Origin of the sequence: Vibrio injensis, from assembly GCF_001895205.1 — a bacterium.
In the GTDB taxonomy this organism is placed as follows: Bacteria; Pseudomonadota; Gammaproteobacteria; order Enterobacterales; family Vibrionaceae; genus Vibrio; species Vibrio injensis.
Window position 1 is genome coordinate 214,804 of the sequence record NZ_BDJF01000027.1, and the last position, 21,550, is coordinate 236,353.

The 21,550-nt window shown below is 44.0% G+C and carries 16 protein-coding genes; 8 read left to right on the forward strand and 8 right to left on the reverse strand.

Annotation, left to right across the window (positions count from 1 at the left end):
- The first annotated feature begins 71 nt into the window (after window positions 1-71).
- Window positions 72-1,508: a sodium:proton antiporter NhaD gene (gene nhaD, locus BSR11_RS13105; protein WP_072670791.1), complete on the forward strand. Its 1,437-nt coding sequence runs from the start codon at window positions 72-74 to the stop codon at window positions 1,506-1,508.
- A gap of 158 nt (window positions 1,509-1,666) precedes the next feature.
- On the opposite strand, the gene BSR11_RS13110 is transcribed toward nhaD, so the two are convergent.
- The 7 genes from BSR11_RS13110 to BSR11_RS13140 all read right to left on the reverse strand — a co-directional run bounded on the left by BSR11_RS13110 (window position 1,667) and on the right by BSR11_RS13140 (window position 10,183).
- Entirely contained in the window at window positions 1,667-2,053 is a 387-nt protein-coding gene (locus BSR11_RS13110) for a hypothetical protein (RefSeq protein WP_072670792.1), read from the reverse strand.
- A 423-nt stretch (window positions 2,054-2,476) separates the two neighbouring features.
- Window positions 2,477-3,703 carry a sodium/glutamate symporter gene (gene gltS, locus BSR11_RS13115; RefSeq protein WP_072670793.1) on the reverse strand — a complete coding sequence of 409 codons (1,227 nt, stop codon included), beginning with the start codon at window positions 3,701-3,703 and terminating at the stop codon, window positions 2,477-2,479.
- Between the two features lie 517 nt (window positions 3,704-4,220).
- Entirely contained in the window at window positions 4,221-5,447 is a 1,227-nt protein-coding gene (gene gltS / locus BSR11_RS13120) for a sodium/glutamate symporter (protein WP_072670794.1), read from the reverse strand.
- Between the two features lie 643 nt (window positions 5,448-6,090).
- The gene (locus BSR11_RS13125) at window positions 6,091-7,011 is read right to left on the reverse strand and encodes a L,D-transpeptidase family protein (RefSeq protein WP_072670795.1); all 921 of its coding nucleotides are present in this window, start codon (window positions 7,009-7,011) and stop codon (window positions 6,091-6,093) included.
- Window positions 7,001-8,428 carry a deoxyribodipyrimidine photo-lyase gene (phrB, locus tag BSR11_RS13130; RefSeq protein ID WP_072670796.1) on the reverse strand — a complete coding sequence of 476 codons (1,428 nt, stop codon included), beginning with the start codon at window positions 8,426-8,428 and terminating at the stop codon, window positions 7,001-7,003. The genes BSR11_RS13125 and phrB overlap by 11 nt, the downstream gene beginning before the upstream one ends.
- Window positions 8,425-9,237, reverse strand: a complete 813-nt coding sequence (locus BSR11_RS13135; RefSeq protein WP_072670797.1) for a MerR family transcriptional regulator — start codon at window positions 9,235-9,237, stop codon at window positions 8,425-8,427. Before BSR11_RS13135 ends, phrB begins: the two co-directional genes overlap by 4 nt.
- Window positions 9,227-10,183 (reverse strand): YbgA family protein, encoded by a 957-nt coding sequence (locus BSR11_RS13140; protein WP_072670798.1) that lies wholly within the window; start codon window positions 10,181-10,183, stop codon window positions 9,227-9,229. The genes BSR11_RS13135 and BSR11_RS13140 overlap by 11 nt, the downstream gene beginning before the upstream one ends.
- Before the next feature lie 405 nt (window positions 10,184-10,588).
- On the opposite strand from BSR11_RS13140, the gene deoD reads away from it, so the two are divergent.
- The 7 genes from deoD (at window position 10,589) to sstT (ending at window position 20,016) form a co-directional block, all read left to right on the forward strand.
- Window positions 10,589-11,299, forward strand: a complete 711-nt coding sequence (gene deoD / locus BSR11_RS13145; RefSeq protein ID WP_072670799.1) for a purine-nucleoside phosphorylase — start codon at window positions 10,589-10,591, stop codon at window positions 11,297-11,299.
- Between the two features lie 22 nt (window positions 11,300-11,321).
- Window positions 11,322-12,791: a lactate dehydrogenase gene (locus BSR11_RS13150; RefSeq protein WP_072670800.1), complete on the forward strand. Its 1,470-nt coding sequence runs from the start codon at window positions 11,322-11,324 to the stop codon at window positions 12,789-12,791.
- A 337-nt stretch (window positions 12,792-13,128) separates the two neighbouring features.
- Complete coding sequence (locus tag BSR11_RS13155; protein ID WP_072670801.1) at window positions 13,129-14,616, forward strand: hypothetical protein; 1,488 nt, start codon at window positions 13,129-13,131, stop codon at window positions 14,614-14,616.
- Window positions 14,597-16,177 (forward strand): GGDEF domain-containing protein, encoded by a 1,581-nt coding sequence (locus tag BSR11_RS13160; protein ID WP_072670802.1) that lies wholly within the window; start codon window positions 14,597-14,599, stop codon window positions 16,175-16,177. Before BSR11_RS13155 ends, BSR11_RS13160 begins: the two co-directional genes overlap by 20 nt.
- A 284-nt stretch (window positions 16,178-16,461) precedes the next feature.
- On the forward strand, window positions 16,462-17,115 hold the full coding sequence (locus BSR11_RS13170; protein ID WP_240004076.1) for a flagellar brake protein: 654 nt from the start codon (window positions 16,462-16,464) through the stop codon (window positions 17,113-17,115).
- A 392-nt stretch (window positions 17,116-17,507) separates the two neighbouring features.
- Window positions 17,508-18,431, forward strand: coding sequence for a polyprenyl-phosphate transporter (locus BSR11_RS13175; RefSeq protein ID WP_072670804.1), 924 nt, complete (start codon window positions 17,508-17,510; stop codon window positions 18,429-18,431).
- A 370-nt stretch (window positions 18,432-18,801) separates the two neighbouring features.
- A complete protein-coding gene (sstT, locus tag BSR11_RS13180; protein WP_072670805.1) occupies window positions 18,802-20,016 on the forward strand; it encodes a serine/threonine transporter SstT in 1,215 nt (404 codons plus the stop codon).
- A 137-nt stretch (window positions 20,017-20,153) separates the two neighbouring features.
- Here sstT and BSR11_RS13185 read toward each other — a convergent pair whose 3' ends face one another.
- The gene (locus BSR11_RS13185; RefSeq protein WP_072670806.1) at window positions 20,154-21,329 is read right to left on the reverse strand and encodes a tetratricopeptide repeat protein; all 1,176 of its coding nucleotides are present in this window, start codon (window positions 21,327-21,329) and stop codon (window positions 20,154-20,156) included.
- Between the last annotated feature and the right edge of the window lie 221 nt (window positions 21,330-21,550).

Sequence of the window (21,550 nt, forward strand, 5' to 3'; positions counted from 1 at the left end):
AACCTATCTCACATTCAACCTCGTTAATAATCAGTACACTCTGCCGGTTTTTGACTATTGGAGTACCTATAATGAATCGACTGTGGATGGGTTTTGGCTTGTTATTGATCCCGCAACTCGCGTCTGCAAGTAATGTCCCCCATGACACGCCACTTGTACTTACTCATTCGACGATTGGCTATGCCTCTTTAATTTTATTTTGCTTTGCCTATGCGCTGGTGATGCTAGAAGAGTATTTGCAACTGCGTAAATCGAAACCGGTTTTGCTTGCAGCCGGACTGATCTGGGCGATGATTGGTTATGTGTATCAGCAGCATGGTAATGTTGATATTGCACGAGCAGCACTCGAACATAACTTGCTGGAATACGCAGAGTTATTGCTGTTTTTGCTGGTTGCCATGACATACATTAGCGCGATGGAAGAGAGGCGCTTATTTGACGCTCTGCAAGCTTGGATGGTCGGTAAAGGCTTTAATTTTAAAACCTTATTCTGGCTAACCGGTATTTTGGCTTTCTTCATCTCCCCGATTGCCGATAACTTAACCACCGCATTATTGATGTGCGCGGTGGTGATGAAAGTCGGAGGCAGCAACACTAAGTTTGTCAATCTGGCGTGTATCAATATCGTTTTAGCATCTAACGCAGGGGGGGCATTCAGTCCATTTGGGGATATTACCACCCTTATGGTATGGCAAGCCGGTCATGTTACGTTTATGCAATTTATGGATCTGTTTGTACCTTCGGTGGTCAATTATCTGATCCCAGCTTTCATCATGTCGTGGTTTTTGCCCAAAGAGCAGCCAGATGCGGTTTATGAACAGGTAGAAATGAAACGCGGCGCACGACGAATTGTCGCACTGTTTATTTTTACCGTCGCGACAGCCGTCTCTTTTCATGCCCTGTTCCATTTCCCACCCGTGATTGGCATGATGATGGGGCTTGGGTACTTACAATTCTTTGGTTATTTCCTCAGAAAGACATTAGCCAGCTCATTAGCTAAAAAAGCCGCAATGGCGATGGCGAAAAATGATGAAGCCGCATTAAAACGTCTGGGTTCTGTGGTTCCTTTCGATGTTTTTCGACGTATTTCTCATGCTGAATGGGACACGCTACTGTTTTTCTACGGCGTGGTGATGTGTGTCGGTGGACTAAGTTTGCTCGGTTATTTAGGTCTGATGTCGGAGCTGATGTATACCCAGTGGGACCCAGTATGGGCAAATATTGCGCTGGGTATCTTGTCGGCGATTGTCGATAACATTCCTGTTATGTTTGCCGTATTGAGCATGGAACCGGAGATGTCGCTCGGTAACTGGTTATTAATTACCTTGTCTGCGGGCGTTGGTGGTAGCTTACTTTCTATTGGTTCAGCGGCTGGGGTGGCTTTAATGGGGGCTGCTCACGGTAAATATACCTTTGTCGGCCACTTAAAATGGGCTCCGGTGATCATGCTGGGTTACGCCGCGAGTATTGCGGTGCACTTACTGCTCAACCAAGGACTATTTAGCTAATTTTGTCTCAACGTTGTTATGCATCGATACCGCTAGGATACTGCTAGCAACGTTCAATAAACGAAGGCAGAGGAATGCTCATCACCGCATCCTCTGCCTTCATTTTTACTGATCAGCGACCAGCATTTACGGTCGTACCGCTAAACCATACACTACCGTTAGTTGTTTTGTGGTTCAGCATCTAAACGTACCCAGACATGACTCATCTGATACAACGCACACGCACTGCAGGTTAAGACTTCTCCGCCACCGTGAATACGCATCACTAAATCATCCCGCTTCTCTTTCGAACTTTGCCGAAACTGTATCGCTAGCTCGCTATCTTTAACGATAAAACTGCGTTGCCACAAACGAGTACCGTTCGACTCAAACGCCACTTCACCGTCTTTGAAGAGCAACATATCTTGATTGTGTTGATTATCGTACTTACCTTCAAAAGAGAACGTCGGTCTATCGGCCAACCGCTCTAATTCTTCTTGACTACAAGCAACGAGTAGAGCAGGTAGCAGCAGGATAATCGCTGTTTTAAACCACTGACGATGCATGATTCACTCCTCCTGCTGTGTGCTTGCTGCAATTCTATGAATGACGACGCTGTTGAGCCAAGCATCACAATATCTAGCGATCAATTGAATACACATGTTTCATGTAATGAACAATATGCATAAGTATAGAACAAGATTCGATTGGCTGACTTAACCTTGGCGTAATCGTCGATTAATTAACCAATCCATCGTGTAATCAACCAAACTCATTTGCGGATACCCACCTTTCGCCAGCACTAACGGTGACAGTATCAAATGCTATCTGGCTATCGTACCTAGAGATACACAAAATGAATAGTCAGTAAAATCTGATTTATCATCCTATAAAAGCATTAATCATTATCGAGAGGAATCATCACGGAATCTATCTAGCTCCTGGCTACTTCACTCTACCGTTTCCAATTGATAGGAGGATAACCAATCTTAACGCAGCAAAGTGATATACCCTTGCAAAACGATCAGGTTAACAATATCAATGAAAAAGGCACCGACAATGGGCACCACCATAAAGGCTTGTGGTGAAGGGCCATAACGATTAACGATCGAGCCCATATTCATCACTGCCGTTGGCGTCGCCCCTAGACCGAAACCACAATGACCACTCGCCATCACTGCGGCATCATAAGTTTTGCCCATTATTCGAAAAGTCACCGTATACGCGAACAGCGCTAATATCATCGATTGAACACTAAGAATAATTAAAAAGGGCAGCGCAAGATCAAACACGTTCCATAACTTAAGGCTCATCAGCGCCATTGCGAGAAACAATGACAGCGATACAGTGCCTAGAATATCGACCGTTTCGGTATCGATCTTACCCATTTTGCTCACCTCCAACAGATTGGTGATGGCAACACCAATAAAGAGCGCATAAACAAAATCCGGAACCATTAACCAAGCGATCTGAAAATGTGCTACCCATTGGCTAACATAATGTGCCCCTGTGACACACAGTAAAATGGTGGCTAAGCTTTCAACTACTTTTTTGGCGGTAACGCGATCTTCTTCATGTTCGTTATACGTGACAAGCTCAGGAAAACGCTGATGAGTTTGATTGCCAATGCCGTAGTCAGATTGCAGATGATGTTTATCAATCAATTTTTTCGCCATTGGGCTGCCAATGATCCCACCAATGATCAAACCAAACGTCGCAGAAGCCATGGCTATTTCGAGTACATTATCTAAACCGTAGACGTTTTGAAAAGTCTGTGCCCAAGCCGCTCCCGTCCCATGACCACCTGACAGGGTAATCGACCCCGCAATCAGTCCCATCAAGGGATCTAACCCAAGCAAGGTCGCTAACGAGATACCTATGGCGTTTTGGACAACGATAAAAAGAGAAGCGACAGCCAAAAATAGAAAGACTTTAAGGCCGCCTTTAATCAATTGAGTGTAATTCGCGGCAAGGCCAACAGTAGCAAAAAACATCAACATAAAGGTGTTTTGTAACGGCAAATCAAAACGTATATCCACGGCATTAAAATGTAAAATGGTCAATACGCTGGCGACCACCAAGCCACCAACAATCGGCTCTGGTATGGTAAATTTCTTCAATATTGGGATTTTAAAATTAATATAGCGTCCTAAAAACAACACACTGATTGCCACAAGAAAAGACTCTAGTGGTCCAATAGTAATAACCTGATTCATGTTACCTCTCAACTGCATGTATGATTTCGATGATTCCCTAATTGAAATGGGTACTTTGGCAGGGTGCCTAGCAATAGCCTGCATTTCTAGAACCAATTGCCGTTTAATTCCCAAAAAATAAGAATAAAAAGCAAATTAATCGCTATTAATTCTCGTAATTTGAGAAAAATGTGAACATAAGCCCTCACACGAGTCACGATTAAAAAAGGTTGCTTATAGCCAAACAACTTAGAGTTGCAGATAGGCGGTAAGTGAGTGACAAATTTGAACAGCCGTAGGCTGGCCTTTGGTAAGAGCCACGGATGGATCTCATCATCCCCATGAGCATGGATAGGCTATGTGATTGGGTGAGCGAACATAGCCAACACCCCTACAGCTGCCAGTAGGAAGGGTATATGAACAATCTCAGAAAAAGAGAAAGGAAAAAAGCAAGCCCAAGCGGCGTTTAGCAACTTGGGCTTGCTTTCTATTAGCGGTAATTTAAACGCTAACCTCAGTCATCGTCTCAATACAATCGTTAACCAAAAAAGCTGATATAGCCCTGCAAGACGATCAGGTTAACAATATCAATGAAAAAAGCACCGACAATCGGCACGACCATAAAGGCTTGTGGTGAAGGACCATAACGATTGACAATCGAACCCATGTTCATCACTGCCGTTGGTGTCGCTCCTAAACCAAAACCACAATGTCCACCAGCAATGACTGCTGCATCATAATTGCTACCCATGAATTTAAAAGTCACGTAGTAGGTAAAGAAAGCGAGGACGATGGATTGAACGGTGAGGATAATTAAGAATGGAATGGCTAAATCAAGTACATTCCACAGTTTTAAACTCATTAACGCCATCGCCAAAAATAAGGACAGCGAGACGGTTCCCAGCATGTCGATGGTTTCAGTATCAAGTTTACGAACTTTCGTCACTTCGAGTACGTTAGTGATGATCACGCCGATAAATAAGGCATAAACGAAATCAGGGATCATCAGCCATTGGATTTCTAAAGTACTTGCCCATTGTGACACGTATCGCGCTCCAACCACGCAAACAATCAAAAAGAACAGTTGTTCAACTACTTTCTTTCCGGTGACTTTATCTTCTTCATTTTCGTTATAAGTGATAATTTCAGGATGCCGTTCATGAGTTTTAGAGCTTCGACCATACTCGGATTCCATATTATGTTTGTTCACCAAACGTTGGGCTACTGGGCTACCAATTAAGCCGCCAATGATCAAACCGAAGGTGGCCGATGCCATGGCTATCTCAAGCACATTATCAAGGCCATACATCTCTTGGAAAGTTTGCGACCAAGCGGCACCAGTACCGTGTCCGCCAGAAAGCGTAATTGACCCTGCCACTAAGCCCATTAAAGGATCTAAACCCAACGCGGTCGCCATCGAGACACCGATGCCATTTTGAATAATGATATAAAACGACGCGATGGCCAAAAACAGAAACACCTTGGCCCCGCCTTTGATAAGTTGCGTGTAGTTCGCCGCCAAGCCAACAGTGGCAAAGAACATCAGCATAAAGGTATTTTGCAGCGGTAAATCAAACTCTAAATCCATACCATAAAAATGCAGCATGCTGATCAGGCATGAAACGATTAAGCCTCCGACAATCGGCTCTGGTATATTGAATTTATTTAAAATCGGTAGCCTAGCATTAACAAAGTGGCCTAAAAACAGCACGCTGATCGCCACTAAAAAGGACTCCAGTGCCCCAACTGAAATTAAATGATTCATACAACCTCATCATAATATGCTCTTCATCCTCCATGATGATTGAGGGTTAATGGGATAGTCTATTCGATAGCTCACGTTCACAAAGATACGTATCTCAACCGTTGTTGTGCGCCTTAGGCTGATTTAATGGGTGGAATAAGCGATGGTTAACTCACGCTGTTTACCCTTTAAAAGGTAAAAAGGAGCACACCACAAGTCGGTGGCGGCGCTCCTTTTTGCTGTTGAGCGTGCGCGAAAGCGGGTCTTTCTGGACTAATAGGTTCCTTTAGAGCAACAGAAATGACCGATGCTATCGGATAGCGTTGTGGCTATAACCTCTATCGCCAAATCATTTGGGATAGAACAAGAGAAGATGTCCCTAGAGCGCATTCACCTTTAGCTATGCGTTTTCAGCTAAAAATCAACACGCCCTAGCCTGCAATTTACTTGTTCCTATCGTAGTGGAATACTCTGACTCATGGATAGGTTGTGAGTCGAAACCAAGGAAAAACTCAAGTTCGCAACAGGCTGCATGGCTATAACCGGGCCGGACTATAGCACAGGAATCACGATTTTAGGTAATCCTATCCCGTTGGCGGAAGGCACATTATTACAAATATGTGACAAAAATATGAATTAGGATAATCACAAAGGTAAATGATTCTCACCAATCGTCATTGAACGATGGCGCCACCACCTGTATTGGGAAGCCATTTTGCGCAGCAATCGCCGCTCGAGCTCGCGAATCCGAATGATTGGATGCGCTCAACCACCAGGTTAATTCAATGGGTAAATCAAGAGATTTTTTACTCCCATCACTGCGAGTTAAAGGCTCATGAACTTCAAGGTATACACTGCGATCTGGCTCTAAGGTGACTTTTATCGGCTCATCAATGATCCGCACTTTGACTCCGCGATCCACTTGATGAAAGAGCCACTCAATGTCTTTCGGATCCATACGAATACAGCCAGCACTCACACGCATACCAATCCCAAAATCTTTATTGGTGCCATGAATAAGATACTCTCCTGAGCCATAAGCTAAGCGCATCGCATAGTTACCCATCGGATTATCTGGACCAGCGGGAACTACCGCGGGTAACTCTATGCCACGCTGCAAATACTCATTACGTACTGACTGAGGCGGTGTCCAAGTTGGATTACGGCGCATTTGGCTGATTTGTGTGGTCATTTCTGGCGTATCACGACCAATTCGACCAATTCCAACTGGGAAAATATGCACCTGCTGAGTATTCGGCGGAAAATAGTACAAGCGCAGCTCAGCAAGATTGACCACAATGCCTTGATACTCAACCTCAGGTAAAATGACTTGTGAAGGAATCGTCAACACTAAACCCGCTTGCGGTAGAAACGGATCAACGCCTTTATTGGCTGCCATTAAAGCCAGAAAACCGACATCATATTGACCTGCTATCTGCGCTAACGTTTGTCCCTCTTGCACCTCATGATAGTGCATGCGGCCGACTAAGCGGCTGCCTTCTTTAGGCAAGTCATACACTGCCGCCTGCAAAGAGGCGAGCCCACTTAACCAGAGTAAGCCAATAAGAAACCCGTTACGCCACATCAATATGATTATCCTTTGCTTCTTTATAGAGACGTAAGGTTACTTCTCTTTCTACTTTATGATCAACCATCGGTGAAGGATATAACAGAGACTTAACACCCGGCCATTTCCAAGGCGTATGAATATAGGCAGCAGGCACACAGGCCAGTTCAGGCACCCATTGACGAATAAATTGTCCACTGGGGTCAAACCGCTCACCTTGCGTGATCGGGTTAAAGATTCGAAAATAGGGCTGACCATCGCACCCCGTTGAAGCGCACCATTGCCAACCACCATTATTCGCAGCGTAATCACCATCGATTAATTGCTGCATAAAGTAGCGCTCTCCCCAATGCCAATCGATATGCAGATCTTTGGTCAAAAAACTCGCCACGATCATTCTTAATCGGTTATGCATCCAACCGGTTTGATTTAATTGCCGCATCGCCGCATCAACAATCGGATAGCCAGTGTTACCTTCACACCAACGAGCAAAAGCTTGCTTATTATCCGACCATTGCAGTCGGTCACCCCATGAATGAAAAGCTTTGCCTTTCGATAATTTACTTTCAAACACCAATAGATGCTGATAAAACTCGCGCCAAATCAACTCGCTCAACCATGTTTCTGCACCAGACGATAATAAGGCAGATTGTGCTTGCGCATACATTCGCGCCATACATTGCCGAACCGAGAGCATGCCAATCGCTAAATAAGGAGAAAGCCGACTCGTACCTTCCTGCGCCGGAAAATCACGTTGCTGATGATAATCATCGATCGATTGCTGGCAAAACTGACGTAATTGACGGCGTACAGTTTCAAAATCTACAGGCCATTGATCACTTGATACTCGTGGATAAGCAAAGTCTTGCCTCTCATTCCACAACGCGTTGTGTTCAGAACCTAACAACGGATTGACTGCGGCAGCTGAAGTTGAAGCGATGACTGGCGGTGTAAACCGACTCAACCATGCCCGTTTGAAAGGAGTAAAGACTTTAAAATACTCCCCTTGTTTATTTAATACCTGCCCAGGCGTAAGCAGGCACTTATCATCAAACGCTAACCAATCAATCCCGAGCGTACTTAGTGCCTGTTCAGTTTGGCTATCCCGCTGCTGTTCATTCCATTCATAGTCGCGATTGACCAACACTTGATTGACCGACAAGCTTTGGGCAAACTCACTGACCACTTGGCTTGCTTGCTGATAATCATCAACCTGTTTGTAAAATAAAGGAATATTTAACGCTGCTAATTCTTGCTGCAAAGTAAACAAACGACGATAAATAAAATCGGCTTGGATCGGAGCCAAGTCATGACGTTGCCACTGATGAGGGGTAGCAACGAAAAGTGCCGAGACCGATTCACCACTAGCAATCGCCTGCTGTAGTGCCGTGTTATCCACCGAGCGTAAATCTCGGCGTAACCAGACCAGTTTCATGACTCATTCTCCTGATGAGTTAAAATGTCCAGTACACTGGATAAAACTAAGTGATCCTGCAATTGAACTTTTAGCTGAGCCAACGCAGAGCGCTGCGTTTCAGCCAAACTTCGATGTGAAAACACACTCACCCGTTGCCAGTCGTGCAAACTCTCGTGCTGGAGTAAGCCACTGATATCATCAACGCCTTCAATAAAGGTGACTTGATAGCCTTTTTCGGCCCATGTCACCGCCCAAAGCCAAGCGAGAATGCTGCCATGTCCATCAAAACTAATACACAGACAAGGGCCACGATGCGCCGCTTTATTTTCCGATTCAAGAATACTCGATAATTTACTGAGCATCAGGCTAGTAAATAGCCCTTTTTGCAACGAGCGCAACGGACCTTTGACCTTTTCCAGAGCTTCAATCACCGGCAACACAAACTGCGCCTCAACAATATCTAAAGGGTATTCTTTCATTACTGTCGCAATCACATTCGCAGCTTTGGCTCGTTTCAGTTTAGCCAAGGCGTCCAGTAACGCCGAACACGCTTCTAACTCTCCCTCTGCTTCAAGTAGCTCACTTTCCGGTAGCTGATTACTGTGTAATAACTGACTGACTTTGCCAATCGAGACCCCTTTTAGTAACCAGCTCTGAATGGTTTGGATAGTTTGAATATCCTGTTCGGTATACAGCCGGTGCCCTTTCTCTGTGCGTAAAGGTTGCAACAAGCTATAGCGTCGCTGCCAAGCGCGTAACGTCACTGGCTTTACGCCAGTTAACTCGGCGACTTCTCGAATCGCATAATGTTTCTCTTTATAGTCCATAGCGTAATCTCAATGCTTGTGGGTGTGGGTCTAAATAACGCTGCTGGCTAAGGTATTCATCCGGATACATGGAGAGATAGTGCTTAATTAATGTTAAAGGGGCGAGTAGAGGCAATAGCCCTTGACGATATTCGTCAATCACTCGCGCTAACTCGGCTTTCTGCTGCGCAGTCAAGGATCGTTTAAAATACCCTTGGATGTGCATCAGCACATTAGTATTATTTTTGCGGCTAATACGGTGAGTAAGCGCTTGCATTAAGCCTAAACGATATTGCTCAATAAAAGTTTCGGTCGGATATTTGGTTACTTCCGCAACTAATCGTCCTAAGGCTTTATAAGACATCGGATGATGAGCCATCAAGGCAAGTTTGTAGCGAGAATGAAACTCTACCACTTTACCGGCCGTTGGCTGCGAGCCAAGCGATTGGTAGAAATCATTTAAGCAAAAAACGCGGGTGATAAAGTTTTCTCGCAGCACAGGATCATTTAATCGACCATCCTCCTCTACGGGTAACCAAGGCATACGTTGCATTAATTGTTGTGTGTACAATCCGACGCCATTTTTTTCTGCGCCACCTCGCTCACTGTAGACTTTGACTCTTTCCATGCCACAAGTCGGCGATTTAGCACACACGATATAACCGGATAAATGCTCAGATTGCAGCTGCTCTATTTTCTGCTCAGAATAATTGAGTAAGGCCGCCGTATGATCACGGCTGGCATCTTTTGTCTCAACCAAAGCGATACGTTCATTATTCGACATTAAACGTATGGTTGGCCGTGGCACTGGTAGCCCCATACCCACTTCGGGACAAACGGAAACAAATTCGAAGAAGTTGGCTAACTCCTTGGTGACAAAATTGCTTACCTTATGGCCTGAGTCAAAGCGAACCGGCTCACCAAGAACACAAGCACTAATGCCAACGCGAACAGGGATCGATTCCATCTTCTTTTCTCCTAATGACGATAATGTTGGGTAACATCACTCATGGTTGTACAATTATTTTATTTGTATAAGGTATAGCACAGCTCCGCAAAGTTATACAAATTATTTTTTTGTACATGAAAACGGGGCGTCGTCAGTTTCCCTATTCGATCAAGCCGCTAAAAACCTAAAATGACAGCGAGGAAACGAGTGTTTTGTGATTCAAACGATTAACAAATCGATTGCGCCATCACATTAAACATATTTAGTTATCAATAAGGCAATAAAATGGTTATCTACGTATTTTTGTGACTTAGTTCTCATGGAGTACTGGTAGGACAAGATAGTATTGCTGCAACTGAACATTCATCAGTCAACAATAATCGTAATTAACTATTGTGACTGATTAACTCTTGGAGAAAAATGATGGCGACCCCACATATCAACGCACAAGCAGGCGCATTTGCAGAAACGATTTTGATGCCTGGCGATCCCCTTCGCGCAAAATTCATCGCCGAAACCTATTTAGATGATGTGACCCAAGTTTGTGATGTCCGTAACATGTTCGGTTACACTGGTTTTTACAAAGGTACCAAATTGTCGGTCATGGGCCACGGTATGGGTATTCCATCTGCGAGCATTTATGTGCACGAACTGCTGGCCGAATATGGCGTAAAAAATATCATTCGTATCGGTAGCTGTGGTGCTGTTCGTGATGATGTTAACTTAATGGATGTGGTGATCGCGATGGGCGCATCAACCGATTCAAAAGTAAACCGCATCCGTTTTGGCGGACACGATTTTGCTGCTGTGGCCGATTATGAATTACTAGAAACCGCGGTTAACCAAGCGCGCGCTCATCAAATTCCAGTTAAAGTCGGTAATATTTTCTCTGCCGATCTCTTCTATACTCCAGAGCCAGAAATTTTTGAAAAGATGAAAAAACTAGGCATCTTAGGTGTCGATATGGAAGTCGCTGGTATTTATGGTGTTGCGGCTGAGCATGGCGCTCGCGCACTCGCTATTCTCACCGTCTCTGATCATATTTTACGTGGTGAAAAACTCAGCTCTGAAGAACGTCAAAAATCGTTCCATGAGATGATGACCATTGCACTCGATACCGCAATCAACCTTTAAATTTTACCCCGAGGGGGAGATCGTGTCTAACGACCAATTACCGGCGGCCGCTGAAGGTTTGCAACTCAACTTTTGTAAAACATTGGCGTGTGATAACTTTGGCTTGAGCGACGCAAAACATTATGTTTTGCAACATGCAAATCCAAAGCGACCAACGATGGTTTGTCGTGAGTGTGGAGCTTTCCCCCCCTTACTTAACAATCGCGATGTGCTCAATGAGCTGCATCGTTTGCGGCAACAGCACAGTGACGGTTTACCAGCATGCCGACGGGATAGTTGCCAAAACTTTGGCTTATCGGTGCATACCCATAAGCACCTTTATCACGCTTTTGGTTACAGTGGTGACAGACAGCGTTACCGCTGTAAACAGTGTCACTCGACTTTTGTCGACAAATGGTCAGGATCTAATAATAAGCTTTCATTACAAGAGAGCTTACTCGGCTTACTGTTCACCGGATATTCTGTACGCGATATTTGCCGCAAGTTACACATCAATCCTAAAACCTTTTATGATCACGTCGAACACATTGCCAGCCGATGTCGACGTAAATTAGCCATGATTGACGCTCGATGGGTCAATCACGCCAAGACGTATCAGTTAGCCTCTTATTATTTGCCGCTACAACCTCGCAGCAATAATGGCGCGCTGTGGATGGCAACGGGTGATGCCAAAACCGGTTATATTTTGTGTCAGCATGTCAACTATTCAATCCATGAACAGGCGCAAGGAACGAACGATCACGATCCTTATCATCTACCTGCCCGTTTTGTCAGTAAAGATTACTCTTCAGAATCAAACCTGCCACTGTCAGTTTCTTCATCTATTTTACGGGAACGGATTGATCAAAAATATCAAACGATTTTAGCGCGAGGCAATGTTGAAGACCCAATGGGGAATTTAACGCGTTTTGATTATCCATCAAAAGGAGCATTGATTCGCCCGCCCTATACCGCGTATGCTCATTATCTGCATGTGCTCGATCTGTGCCACAGTGATAAACCTGTGACAATTTTTATGCCCCAAGATCCTTTACTACGCTCTGCCTCAATGAGTGTCTGCTTACCTCGCATTCAAAATAACACGGTACATCTGATGTACGTTGAAGAAGATGAAAATTGGTCAAATCATCATCCATTCAACAAAATTGATATCGTCCTTATGGGCTGGTGGCGAGATCGATGGGCGATTATTCATCACCAGAATAGCGCGAAAGGGATCTGTTATTTAGCGGGTAATCAGCCCGATCCCGAGCATTGGCTATCGATCGCTTCCACCCGTCAAATAGCTTTCTACCAACAGCGTTTCCAATTACTGTTTGAATCGCTAATTAATGAGCCGCGTCGTAAATTACGTCCCGGTGGCATCTTGCCGTTATTGGATATTTTCCGAGCTTGGCATAACCTCTGTTATCAAGATAAATATGGCTTTACCGCCGCACAAAACTTAGGTGTAACTCAGCATCCTTTAACATTGAAAGAGCTCTTATCGTAACGCTGCCTTGCGCGACATTTAAATGTTGTCCTCGTTTTCACCATTTGGGACAAGGTTCAGCACAACATTACGTTTATCGAACTCAATCATCACGGTTCGATTCAGCGAGCATTCGTATTAAACGAAGAAGAGAGAGCGTCTTACTGATCCTGAGAGTGAATCAAGAAATGTGAACTGAGATCAATAAATACGGTGCCATCAAGTAATTCACAGTACATTACGTGTCGATAAAGATAAGCTTAAGCCTAAAGATCATACATAAAGAGGCTCAACCCTCCTTGGTTAGGGAAAATGGCCTAAGGTTAATAATAAGTATGGTACTGATAAGGACGATCATTTGGATAAGCATCAGCGCCTCCTCGAGCAGGAAATTAAGCCGTTAAAATCGCGCATTGATTCTGAGCCACATCAGGTCTTCGCTATTGCTCAGCAATGTTTATCTCGAGCCGAGCAGTTGGATTATTCTCAAGGTATCTTACAATTACAGATCATTCTCTCACGTTGCGCTTGGGTCAATGGCGATTATCGCCTCGGTTTGAAAACCATTAAGCAAGCTTATCTCCACCAACACAGCCAAGATAATGATGATTATCTCGCCGAAATTTTTCATGTTCATGCTCTGCACTTCTGGGGACAAGCAAAATATTACACCGCACAACAATATTGGATTAACGCGCTGGAACAAGCTTCCCTTGTCGATGATACCGAAATCCTAATCGAAAGCCTTATCGGACTGGGTAATATTTGGCGCATGACTCATGATTATCAACTGGCTTGCTCCACCCATGAATTAGCCGTTAAAGTCGCCAACAATTGTCGAATCGCTTGGCTAGAAGGCAAAGCTCGAATTTTATGGGCTTGGGACCTTTATCTACTGAATCACTATTTAGATATGCTTTCCGTACTCGATGGAGCAGAAGAAGCCTTACAAACTCATGCTGATCAAACTTGGCAAGCAGAAATATGGGATTTTCGTAGCCTCGCATTATTAGGGCTAGAACGCTTAAAGGATGCCGAACAAGCCACACAACGCGCGCATGATTTAGCTGAGCGACATAACCTGCCCTGGATGAAAGCTCACGCTTATATTAGCCGCGCACGATTAGAATTATTGCGTAAAGACATCGATAAAGCCGGTCAGTTACTCGCTTTGGCCGAACAATCTGCAGAGAAATTCGATGATCGAGAGCTGCTTTCGCAAATTTGCTATCAACAATCGTTAGTCGCGGAAGAGTGTGGTAATTACCCGCAAGCCTTGGCCGCTTTTCAAAAATATCGACAGCTTTCTCTTACCATGCAACGTGAACACACCGCGCACCTAGTGTTAGATAAGGCGCGTCTCTCAAAACGGCAATTGGAGCAGCGGGCGAGAAAACTCACTCACCGTATCCGCTCCCAGTATGAATATGACCCACAGAAACATTTATCTAATGTGGTGTCCGAAAACTACTGGTGGGAGCAACTGATGCTTTACAAAGCGGAATTAAAGCAAAGTAAACATTGCGTGTTGATCATTCGTCATGACGATCCCTCCTATTTAGATACCTGCACGGAAATCATCCATACCTTATGTGTCGCGCCGGATATATTATCCCGTTTAAGCCCAACACGATTAGCGTTATTGTTGGCAGAAACCGGTCCTCAAGCCCAGCAGTTTTATCATACGCTAGAGCAAATATTGGATGTCTATCCATGGCAACGTAAAGGATTAAACGGGCCAAAACCGCGCTTAACTTGGCATGATATTTTGAGTTTTCCGTTTACTTTGGAACAATTAGAACAACTTCAAGCACAGGAAGAGACCAATGGAAACACTGCTCAATAAAATTCAGGATGCAGGGTTAGATGTCACCGCCGTGAATGGAGAAGAAGCAATCATCTTTTGGCGTCATGTTTATCAACATCTCGCCAATTCCCCTGAAGAAAAAGCCTTGTGTCTTACATTAAGTGCCGAGTATCGTGCAGAGCTTCACCAATTAGCAGCCAGCTCAGAGGAATTAAACGCAGCGCTGGATCTACTTAGCGCAAGCAAAAACATCGAGCTCATTTTGAATATTAAACAGAGTCTCAGCGAGCGCTTAATCGAACTTAGCCACTATCATGCGGCACTCAACGAATACGTGACGATCTCGCACCTTGCCGTTACTCATGGCTATATTGATGATTTTGCACAATCTGTACTGGGGATGGGGAGCTTATGTGAAGCCTATGGCGACCATAACCGTGCACTGCGTTACTACCAAAAAATTGATGCACTGGACCACGCTCTCAGCAGCCGATCATTACGCTTACGCTATAAATTACATATGCTGTCTTGCTATTTGCACCTGCAACGCTTTTCTGCTGCCCATGATCTGCTCAAAGAGTGTGAAGAGCTTAGTATCTTAGTCAGTGATAAAACCTTGATGGGGCAAATCGCGCTGTATCAAGCGAAGTTATATCGCCAACATGGTCAACTGGAAAAAGCAGTCACTCGACTATCCCATGTCCAATACGTGAGTGGTAACGTCCATTCGATGTGGCTATCTAACATGATACGCATTGAACAGGCCTATTGTTTGTTAGAATTAGATAAAGCCCACATGGCCGCACTGCTATTAACGACGACGGAAAAACGTCTTAAGAAACTTAACGTACCGATTTTAGAACAGAGCCTCTATGCGGCATTCAGTGAAGTATGTGAACGGCAAGGCGACTATCAACGCGCTTTATATTATGAGAAAAAAGGCTTTCGTTTAGAATCTGATTTAGTAAAACGTATTCCGATTGGCGAGCTAGGAGCAGCTCAATTGCGCCGCTTGGCTCGCTTCGAACCACAGTTAAAACTGATTCTCTCTGAACAAGAAAACCGCGAACTAAAAGAGACGACTGAGCACCAAAAAAACACCGTCGCCCAATTACAGCAAGATGTCTTCACCGATCCATTAACCCAATTACATAATCGCCGTTGGTTAGAAATAAAACTGAAAGATTTACTGCTCCACGAGACGTCTTTTGCTTTTTTAGTGGTAGATATTGATCACTTTAAATCGATTAATGATGAATTAAGCCATTTAGTCGGCGATAAAGCGATCACTCATGTCTCTGAAACGCTTGCCGACTATTTTAAGTTTCGTGGCGCCTCCTGTGTACGCTTTGGTGGGGAAGAGTTTTTAGTCATACTCGAGGGCTGCTCATTAGACCAAGTCATTATGCACGCCGATACCTTTCGTGAACGCATCGTCCATTATGATTGGCAAACCATATTAGGCGAACGAGGGCTTACCGTTAGTATTGGCGTCACCCTCCACCGCGAGGGTGAAAATACTCAACGCACTTTCTACCGCGCCGACAAAGCGCTTTATAGAGCGAAAGCCAATGGCCGCAATCAAGTTTGTAGTGAATAGCTAAACACAACAAACTTGATCTAAAACGCTTAATTTTTGCTTAAACTGCTTGGAAAAGGCCCCGAATCCACCTAGGATCGGGCCTTGAACATTTTTATAAATTTCACAAAAAGCGAATTCAGACCCCGTAAAAAATCGACAAAGCAACGATTGCACCCAAAAAGTCTGAACGCGGAGCATTTATGCATACAACGTCATTAATCAATCATGAAAAACTGGCTCACCCGAAACCACAATCAGCGGCCGATATCGTCACCACGGTCAACAGCATTGATGCTTTAGCGATGGTCGAACATGGCAGTGAGTTAACGTTGAGTATTACCACACCGGTAGGAACAAAATTTCTTTGCAAAACAGCGTTCATTGGTACTCATTCAGACACTTATTTACTGATTGAAACGCCTAAGATCTCAACCGATGACTTGAATTATTACTTCCAGCAAGGTTTTTGGATCCATATTCGCGCCATTTCGTCACGCGGTGAAGGTGCAAAAATTCATTTCCGCAGCCAACTGCTGCATACGATTCAAGATCCTTTAGCCCTCTTGGTGCTTTCTATCCCCAATACCATGCAGGTAACACAATTACGTCAAGAACCCCGTTATGAGGTTAAATTAGCAGCTCGTGTGATTTGTGAAAACCAACGTTCTGAATGTGAAGTGAGAGACTTATCGAAAAATGGTTGCCGTTTCATCACGCCGCCATTAAGCCGCCATTGGCAAGTTGGCGATCATGTCAGTATTGATATCTCGACTGAGCGGCAACATAGTCAAAGTTTTTCACCTCTAACTGGACGAATTTGTAATCTACAGCGCTCGATTCACCACGTTCGGTATGGTTTGAAATTTGACGAGTCAGGAAGAGAAAGTGCGAAAACACTGCTCGGACAGTTGAAATTCAATGGCACCAAACTGATGCTGACGACATTACCTCAATAAAGCATGTCGTTACTAAGGACAAAAAATAGCCAGTCGCAACACAGCGACTGGCTTGTATTGGGTGAACAAATTGTCGTTCACTAACAACGTCAGTTGATTAAAACGGTCCTCGGCTTAAGAAGGGCCGCAACAAATTATGCACTAGGTTTAATTATATTTAAAGTTGCAATCAGTGACTGGCGTTATATTTACTAATATTTTCATTCGGTTAATTGCAAAAAAGCATCATTAAACTCAGAAAAACAAGGTTTAGATCACACTCAAACACGATAGCGATGAAAGCATTACCGGTCCGTGATACATCGCCGTTAACAATAACAATAGTAGGATGGGCAAACGAATTTAACTATACTTCTCTGCCGCTCAATCTCCACCACCTTCAGGTCAGTATAATGAATTATCTCAGCACATTTTTAAAAGGGATCGCTATGGGAGCAGCGGATGTTGTTCCTGGTGTTTCTGGTGGCACCATCGCTTTTATCACTGGTATTTATGATACGTTACTAGAAAGTATTCGACGCATTAACCCTCACTTGATTCAACATTGGCGACAACATGGCTTTATCGCGACTTTTCGGCATATCAATGGCGGATTTTTATTGGTTTTATTCAGTGGCATTTTCACCAGCATACTTACCTTAGCGAAATTCATTTCTTGGCTCTTAAGCAGCCATCCTATTCCAACATGGTCGTTTTTTTTCGGATTAATTATGGTCTCGGTGTGGCATATGCTGCAGCAAATAGAAAAACGACAGGTTTCTCGTTTACTGGCTTTGGTCGTCGGTGGTGTCTTCGCTTATACCATCACCATGATTAACCCTATTCAACTCGATGTGACAACATTCAATGTCGTGCTAGCAGGCAGCATTGCGATTTGTGCAATGATTTTACCTGGCATTTCAGGCAGCTTTATTCTTCTATTACTCGGCATGTATACCCCGATCCTCAATGCCGTCAAGACGTTACAAATTGATATGCTGAGTTTATTTATGTTTGGCTGTATCCTAGGCATCACCAGCTTTTCCCATCTTTTATCATGGCTACTCAAACGTTATCGAGATGTCACTCTGACTTTTTTAACGGGTTTGATGATGGGGACACTACCTAAAATTTGGCCGTGGAAAGAAACGGTGACGTGGCGAACCAATTCCAGTGGCCAAGAAGTTCCGGTATTACAGCACAACCTATTGCCTTGGGATTACGAGCAACTCACCACTCAACCAGCACAATTAGGCATCGCCATACTATGCATGTTAAGTGCGGTGATCGTAGTCCTAGGACTCGAAAAAATTGCTCAGCAAGAAAAAAGTGATTGAAGTACGCTCGAAAATCCAAACTCTACGCAACACACCAAAAACAAATTCGACACAAGCCGACAACATAAAGCCAATGCAATTACTTTCATTTTACATTGATATTTTTCATGATTGTGAGTAATTAAACCTAGACAGCAGATATCGGGTGATTATCATTGGCTACCTTCATTGAATCATCACTGAAGTAAATAGCACGGATTGATTTTTCGAACAAAAGTCGCTGCAGCTAACAATGCCTTGAAACGGATGATGACAGCCCTATAGGTTCGTTTAAGCCTCTTATCCATCGTTAAACACCGATAAGAGACATCCATGGATTCCGTTTCAAGGTTCGATACTCTAATAATTACATTTAAACACAGGGATAATTATGCAAAGCAACTCTCTCCTTGCCCGTTTTGCTCGTGGAAATCTGGTATTACAAATTTTAGCTGGGATTGTGCTAGGTATTGCACTAGCTATTATTTCACCAGAAAGAGCAGAAAGTGCGAGCTTGATTGGTAATCTATTCGTCGGCGCACTTAAAGCCGTAGCACCGATTTTAGTTTTTATCTTGGTTGCCGCTTCAATTGCTAACCAAAAGAAAAACAAACACACTTATATGCGCCCGATTGTGGTGCTTTACCTTTTCGGTACCTTTGCGGCTGCATTAACGGCGGTTTTATTAAGCTTTATGTTCCCAACCACATTGACACTGGTTGCTGGAGCTGAAGGAGCAACACCACCTCAGGGCATTAGCGAAGTCATCCAAACGCTTTTGTACAAGTTAGTCGATAACCCAGTCAACGCGCTGATGTCTGCCAACTACATTGGTATTCTTGCGTGGGCGGTTGGCCTTGGCTTAGCACTGCATCATGCTTCTGCAACCACGAAATCCGTATTTGAAGATCTTAGCCATGGTGTATCGCAAATTGTTCGCTTTATTATCCGCTTAGCTCCATTTGGTATTTTTGGTCTTGTTGCATCCACCTTTGCCTCAACCGGGTTTGATGCACTCATCGGCTATGCTCAACTGCTGGCTGTCTTGCTAGGCGCAATGCTCTTTATTGCATTAATTGTCAACCCTGCCATCGTTTATGCAAAAACAAAAAGTAACCCTTACCCATTAATCTTCCAGTGTTTACGTGAAAGTGGAGTAACCGCCTTTTTCACCCGTTCAAGCGCAGCAAATATTCCTGTGAATATGGCACTGTGTGAGAAATTAAAGCTTGATGAAGATACTTATTCTGTTTCGATCCCCCTTGGTGCCACCATTAACATGGGTGGTGCGGCAATTACGATTACCGTATTAACGCTAGCAGCCGTTCATACCATGGGCATTGAAATAGATATTTTCACCGCATTATTACTGAGTGTTGTCGCAGCAATTTCAGCCTGTGGTGCTTCTGGTGTAGCGGGGGGGTCACTACTTTTGATACCACTTGCTTGTAGTTTATTTGGTATTTCGAATGATGTGGCAATGCAGGTGGTCGCTGTTGGCTTTATTATTGGCGTGATTCAAGACTCTGCTGAAACAGCACTGAACAGCTCAACCGATGTGGTGTTTACTGCTGCCGTTTGTCAGGCGAAACAAAACCAAGCTTAACCTCCTTAGAAAGATTGGCTACAAAACAAAAACGCCTCTTCCATTAAGAGGCGTTTTTACTGAATGAACCGTTATCGAACAAAAATAACCAATTTATCGCATTCGCTCGCTAGCCCTCTGTTTATAGGTTATCGAGATTAAGGGACTTTCGGTTTATCCATCGGCGATTTATCGATTGGGCTGTGTGAAAAGTCCAATGGTGCTGGTGCTGATTCTGTTTCAAGTTGATCAGTTAATACATTTACTTGAGAACCACCTTCATTTTTAGACTCTTCCACTCGCGCCTCTTGATCAATATCTTCACCTTTTTTAGGGATAGGTACCGAGCGCTTATAAAACTTATTCAGTGCACGAATAATACCGTGATTACTGACGGCATAAGTGGCGATTTTCCTTTGCAGTGGCTTGGCAAGAAATTGCAACTCAACAACCGAGTCGACGCCAATCTTAGTCCCCACCTGATCGCGTAAAGAAATCGCTGGCTTATGACCAAAGGCCGCCGACAAAAATAGCCATATATAAGCGACTTCATTACCATTCGCTCCCTGCTCTATCCATGCTTTACCAGCAAGATACATGGCCTCAGGATGACCTTTCTCTGCGGCCCGTTCTAACCAATAACAACCTTTGGCATGATCTCGTACCACACCCACACCATCGAGATAATTAAGACCGAGCTTGATCATGGCTTCTAAGCTATTGATCTCTGCCGCTCTTGAATACCAATAAAACGAATCTTGTGGTGATGGCGACAAATTATCTTTCGATACACACCAGTCCCCCATAAACAGCATCGCGTCAATGTGTTGGCTTTCTGCCGCCTCTTGAATGAGCTCAACGCCTTTGGCAACGTTAACTTCCGTTCCTCGGCCATAAATCAACGCCTCTCCAGTAGCGAGTTTTGCGGCCAAATCACCTTCAACCGCTCGAATAAATTGCTGCCAAAATTTGGTTTTTTCTTTAATTAACACATCTTCACGAATTTTCCCACAGACCCGCACTACGCCATACATACCATTAATATTGTCGAAATTAGCCGCGCGTTCATACCAAAAAAGCGCTTCTTTGAGGTTATTTCGTTCCGCTTCTTTAGCAAGGAACAGCATCGTCGGTACATGACCAGACTCCGCTTTAAAAAGCCGATCTTTTTTCTCCTGCTCACGCATTCGTTCTAGCGTTTTACGATACGCTTCTTCACGCGCTTTCTTCTCTGCTTCTAGGCGTTTTTTACGAATTGATAGTGAAATCATCCAGATAAAAATCAGGATGAGTGAAAGACCGGTAGCGCCAATAGCAATTCCAATGGTGTTCATGTAATAAAGTTCTTAATCCGTGTTTTGACTAATCATAGCGTGAAAAATAATGATGCTGGTGTATAAAGTACCTTAATAGTCATCAAACTGCTTGTTCTTCCTTACGATAACGATTAGGACATGAAGAAAGCGACACGTTGGTATTGACCATTAAACCAAGGCAGAATAACACATCCGATGATTAAATAAGAACATGCCGCATTTTTCAATGCGGCATGTTC

Bases quoted from the DNA above. Each gene is read 5' to 3' on its own strand.
- BSR11_RS13140 (WP_072670798.1), bottom strand. From the start codon at position 10,183: ATGGAATCGATCCCTGTTCGCGTTGGCATTAGTGCTTGTGTTCTTGGT.
- phrB (WP_072670796.1), bottom strand. From the start codon at position 8,428: ATGAAACTGGTCTGGTTACGCCGAGATTTACGCTCGGTGGATAACACG.
- BSR11_RS13175 (WP_072670804.1), top strand. From the start codon at position 17,508: ATGAATTATCTCAGCACATTTTTAAAAGGGATCGCTATGGGAGCAGCG.
- nhaD (WP_072670791.1), top strand. From the start codon at position 72: ATGAATCGACTGTGGATGGGTTTTGGCTTGTTATTGATCCCGCAACTC.
- sstT (WP_072670805.1), top strand. From the start codon at position 18,802: ATGCAAAGCAACTCTCTCCTTGCCCGTTTTGCTCGTGGAAATCTGGTA.
- BSR11_RS13185 (WP_072670806.1), bottom strand. From the start codon at position 21,329: ATGAACACCATTGGAATTGCTATTGGCGCTACCGGTCTTTCACTCATC.
- BSR11_RS13110 (WP_072670792.1), bottom strand. From the start codon at position 2,053: ATGCATCGTCAGTGGTTTAAAACAGCGATTATCCTGCTGCTACCTGCT.
- deoD (WP_072670799.1), top strand. From the start codon at position 10,589: ATGGCGACCCCACATATCAACGCACAAGCAGGCGCATTTGCAGAAACG.
- gltS (WP_072670793.1), bottom strand. From the start codon at position 3,703: ATGAATCAGGTTATTACTATTGGACCACTAGAGTCTTTTCTTGTGGCA.
- BSR11_RS13170 (WP_240004076.1), top strand. From the start codon at position 16,462: ATGGTCGAACATGGCAGTGAGTTAACGTTGAGTATTACCACACCGGTA.
- gltS (WP_072670794.1), bottom strand. From the start codon at position 5,447: ATGAATCATTTAATTTCAGTTGGGGCACTGGAGTCCTTTTTAGTGGCG.
- BSR11_RS13135 (WP_072670797.1), bottom strand. From the start codon at position 9,237: ATGGACTATAAAGAGAAACATTATGCGATTCGAGAAGTCGCCGAGTTA.
- BSR11_RS13125 (WP_072670795.1), bottom strand. From the start codon at position 7,011: ATGTGGCGTAACGGGTTTCTTATTGGCTTACTCTGGTTAAGTGGGCTC.
- BSR11_RS13160 (WP_072670802.1), top strand. From the start codon at position 14,597: ATGGAAACACTGCTCAATAAAATTCAGGATGCAGGGTTAGATGTCACC.